Annotated in this window: 4 protein-coding genes; 2 read left to right on the forward strand and 2 right to left on the reverse strand. The window is 53.7% G+C overall.

The window, feature by feature from the left end:
• The first annotated feature begins 132 nt into the window (after positions 1 to 132).
• Together J1785_RS02865 and J1785_RS02870 are read left to right on the forward strand one after the other, a co-directional pair.
• Positions 133 to 1,059, forward strand: a complete 927-nt coding sequence (locus J1785_RS02865; protein ID WP_217138574.1) for a glucosamine kinase nucleotide-binding domain-containing protein — start codon at positions 133 to 135, stop codon at positions 1,057 to 1,059.
• On the forward strand, positions 1,056 to 2,183 hold the full coding sequence (locus tag J1785_RS02870) for an ROK family transcriptional regulator (protein WP_129951142.1): 1,128 nt from the start codon (positions 1,056 to 1,058) through the stop codon (positions 2,181 to 2,183). Before J1785_RS02865 ends, J1785_RS02870 begins: the two co-directional genes overlap by 4 nt.
• Before the next feature lie 48 nt (positions 2,184 to 2,231).
• Here the strand turns inward: J1785_RS02870 and J1785_RS02875 are convergent, their stop codons facing one another.
• Positions 2,232 to 3,317, reverse strand: a complete 1,086-nt coding sequence (locus J1785_RS02875) for an ABC transporter ATP-binding protein (RefSeq protein WP_217218765.1) — start codon at positions 3,315 to 3,317, stop codon at positions 2,232 to 2,234.
• A 10-nt stretch (positions 3,318 to 3,327) separates the two neighbouring features.
• Positions 3,328 to 3,930 carry a GNAT family N-acetyltransferase gene (locus tag J1785_RS02880; RefSeq protein WP_217218766.1) on the reverse strand — a complete coding sequence of 201 codons (603 nt, stop codon included), beginning with the start codon at positions 3,928 to 3,930 and terminating at the stop codon, positions 3,328 to 3,330.
• Positions 3,931 to 4,160: the final 230 nt, after the last annotated feature.

Genomic DNA, 4,160 nt, shown 5'->3' on the forward strand with positions numbered 1-4,160 from the left:
CTTTTATAATTATTTTCGATGTTTTTTACTGTTGCGATTTATGTTTTTTTACCCTATCTTTTGGCTCATCACAGGTCATCCGTTTCAATAGCTTATAAGGCTTGTGCTGCGGCGTCAGGCAGGAGGGGAATTTTGCAACCAGAATACTTCGTTGGAATTGATGCCGGTGGAACACAATGTCGGGCACGACTTACCGACCATCAGGGCAATGTGTTGGCACATAGCAGCACAGGCTCAGCCAACATATTCAGCGACTTTAAGGGCGCAATCGACGCCGCGCTGTCCGCCGTTGAAAACTGCTTCAGTATTGCTGAACTCCCCGCAGGCTCGTATCAAAAAACCGCTGCCGCCTTTGGTTTTGCCGGTGCAAATGTTACCCGCATTCGTCAGCAGGCGCTGGACTGGCCGATGCCCTTTCTGCAACGGGACATCGCCTCCGATGTGGAGATTGCCTGCCTCGGCGCACACGCGGGCCAGCCAGGCGCGGTGCTGATTGTCGGCACCGGAAGTCAGGGAACAGCCTACGACGGTCAGCATTTTCATTCCGTCGGTGGATGGGGATTTGCCCTTTCCGATGGCGGCTCCGGCGCGCAGCTGGGCCGCAGCGCACTTCGGCTCGCCCTGCGTTGCCACGAGGGTCTTTCCGCGCCCTCGCCGCTCACAGATATCGTCATGGCGTATTTCGACAACAGCCCTGAAAATATGCTCCAGTGGACGCTTACGGCAACGCCCGCGCAATGGGGAACATTTGCACCGTGGGTTTTCGAACATGCCGCGCGTCAGGACAGCAACGCTCTGTCGCTGGTTCATCGCCTTGCCGCAGATATCGGGCAACATCTTTCCTTTCTGGTGAACACCAGTCAGGCTAAAGTTTGCCTGATGGGCGGCATTGCACAACCTGTGACTCCCTATCTTTCACCCAAATTACAGCAACAACTGGTTGCACCGCAGGGTGATGCCCTGCAGGGCGCGTTGTTGTTGGCAGCACATCATCAAACGCTTGTGCTAAATTCAACGCAACGCCCCCCTTACACAAAAGATGACCGCCTAAAATTATGACCGCTGCTAACAAAATTGCTCCTAACGTTTCGGCCCGCCTCCTGCGTCTGATTGTCGAAAACGCCCCCATCAGCCAGTCTGATTTGAAAGTCCGCAGCGGATTAAGTATGTCGACGGTTTCTCAGGCCACTAACCGGCTGCTGGCAAAAGGCATCATCCACGAACTTGGTCTGCGCCGGGAATCGATGGGACGTCCCAAAATTTTACTGGGTCTTGATCCGGATCAGGCAGCCGTAGTGGGTATTCAGCTTAACGCTGAACGCAATCTGATTGTGATGACCGATCTTAACGGCAGACTGATTGGCGAACAGCAAATTCCGAGCGGCGCCATGACGCCTAAACAGCTCAGCGATGCGCTGGCGAAATTCCTTAAAAGTGTAGATGCCAACAAAGTCGGAGCAATCGGGCTGGCGTTATCGGGTATTGTCGACCCTGACAGCGGCTCGTGCGTTCGCTCCAAAGTCCTGGACTGGACAAATGTGCCCATTGCCAACATTCTGGCCGAGCGCTTCAACATACCGGTTTATATCGAAAACGATGCCAACGCCATGGCACTGGCCACACTGGTGTTCGGTCAGTTGGGCAATGCGCAGTCGGCGATTATTGCCACCTACGGCAAGGGGATTGGCGCGGGGATCATTATCGAACGCCAGCTCTATCGCGGCAGGCACGGGACGGCGGGAGAAATTGGAAACGGCCTGATTGGTGACGGGACATCAGCCAATCTGGAGGAAGTCGCATCTTCAGGCGCTATTCTCAAGGCGCTGGCGGCACAAACTAATACCCCTGAAATGACCAATCTGCTTGAAATTGATCAACATCCCTCTCCCGCCGCACTTGAAATTTTGGCCAGTGCCGGGCAGTACATCGGCATCTCACTTGCCAACCTCTCGATAGCACTCGATCCGGATGTTGTTTATCTGGCGATGGAACCTTCTATGGCCTCGCGGATCTTGCTGGAAAACATCACCATGAATTTTCAGGCAAACCGCCTGAAACTCACGCCGCAACTGACGCCGCTGATGTTTCTCACTGATTCAAACAGGATGTGGGCGCTGGGCGCAGCGGGCTTTGCGGTGAATAAACTGATTGATATTTTAGCGGCATCGGCAGACGAAGAGTAACTGAGCGGAGCCTCCTCCCGTCGGGAGGAGGCAACAGACAGGAAAAACTTAGCGAATTCTCTCACCGCTTTGCGCAAACAGCAGGCACTCTTTTGCATTGATGCCAAACCTGACGGTGTCGCCGTTGGCACACAACTCCAGCTGACGTTGTTCAACAACCAACGTTTTCTCGTCCGCATAATCCAGATAAAGGTAGTTAGTGTGGCCCAGCCGTTCAGCAAAGGTTAATGTGGCACTGAACTGGCAATCCGCGCTGTCCGGAGAAACGAAATGTTCAGGACGGACCCCCAGCCAGACCTTTCCGCCCTCACCCGGTGGATGCAGGAGCGGTACAATCAGGCTTTCTACACCCAGCGCCGCAATACGTAGTTGAACGTGCCCCCCGGTGGCCGCCACCACCTCAGCCGACATAAAGTTAATCCGCGGAGAACCGATAAAACCGGCGACAAACATGTTGTCAGGATCATGGTAAAGCCCGAGCGGTGAACCCACCTGTTCAATCACGCCCTGTCGCAGCACAACAATGCGGTCCGCCAGCGTCATCGCTTCAAGCTGATCGTGAGTCACATAAATCATGGTGTTGCCCAGGGATTCATGGAGTTTGGCAATTTCAATGCGCATTTGCAGACGCAATTCGGCGTCCAGGTTCGACAGCGGCTCATCAAAAAGGAAAATTCGTGGCTCGCGGATAATCGCCCGCCCGATGGCGACACGCTGGCGCTGACCACCGGAGAGCGCGCGCGGCATGCGGTCAAGCAGTTCGTTTAAATGCAACTTCTGTGCTGTCAACCCGACCAGCCGTTTGATCTCCGCTTTCGGGCGTTTCGCCACCTCCAGCGGATAGCTTAGATTACCGCGCACGGTCATATTGGGGTACAGAGCGTAAGACTGAAACACCATGGCAATCCCGCGTTCGGTTGCGGGTTGCTGAGTCATATCTGCGCCGTCTACCCAGAGGCTTCCCTGTGTAATCTCTTCCAGTCCGGCAATCATGCGCAGCAGCGTTGACTTGCCGCAGCCCGACGGGCCGACAAACACCACAAATTCACCGTCGTTAATCTCCAGATCGATGCCGTGGATCACATTGACGTTTTCATAGGACTTCTTGATCGCCTTGAGCTGTAGGTTAGCCATAAGTCCTCTTTTATAAGATTAAGCCCATATAAATGGCATTGCTGCGCATCAGAAATTTGAATCCCAGCCTGGAATAGAACCCGCAAACTTGCTCGTTTTGCAGGCTGACACCAAGATGTACGCCACTGACGCCCGCTGCACGTAATGCATTGAGTTCAGTTTCAATCATCATCCGGCCATGTCCGCCCTTCTGTGCGGCGGGCAAGATATTAATATGCAGATGTGCGGGATAAGTGCCGGTCAGTTCATCGGAAGCAGGAGAAGGTTGGCGAATGGCATCCAGCACTTTGTCATCAAGCGGCGCGACAGGCTGACGACCGGCAAACTTTTCACGCAGGGCTGGCCACCACTGCGTTTCGAGACGCCGGTTAAACGCCACCGTATCCCGGGTGCCGACCACATAGCCAGCAACCTGATCGTTCTGACACAGCACAAAGGCTAAATCAGGTTCTAATACGGCATAGGGTACAGAGAAGCGCAGCCCAGGATAGGTGGCATCGCTGTACAGCGCCGTGCCATCCTGGCCGGCGTCGGACGTTTTCAAACAAATTGCGGACAGGGCGTCGAGGTCACCGGTTGTGGCCTGGCGAATAATAACAGACGGCGTTGGCATAAAAAGTCCCCAGGGTTGTATAAAACCTGTCTTTAAACTAAAGAATGCCTACTTAGTTTGCAATATATAATAATTGCCATTCCGGGCAATCAGTCAACCTATGACGATGATCACAGGTTCACCCAAAAGAAAAACTGATTACCGGCTCATTCCCCGTTAACATCCTATCCTTTATTACCCGGCTAACGCGCTGTAAAGATTACGCAACCCCGTGCACATAACCATAAATT

This window comes from Rahnella perminowiae (genome assembly GCF_019049755.1).
GTDB classification, from domain to species: Bacteria; Pseudomonadota; Gammaproteobacteria; order Enterobacterales; family Enterobacteriaceae; genus Rahnella; species Rahnella perminowiae.

Coding starts and splice junctions, on each gene's coding strand:
- J1785_RS02870 (WP_129951142.1), top strand. CDS start 1,056: ATGACCGCTGCTAACAAAATTGCTCCTAACGTTTCGGCCCGCCTCCTG.
- J1785_RS02875 (WP_217218765.1), bottom strand. CDS start 3,317: ATGGCTAACCTACAGCTCAAGGCGATCAAGAAGTCCTATGAAAACGTC.
- J1785_RS02880 (WP_217218766.1), bottom strand. CDS start 3,930: ATGCCAACGCCGTCTGTTATTATTCGCCAGGCCACAACCGGTGACCTC.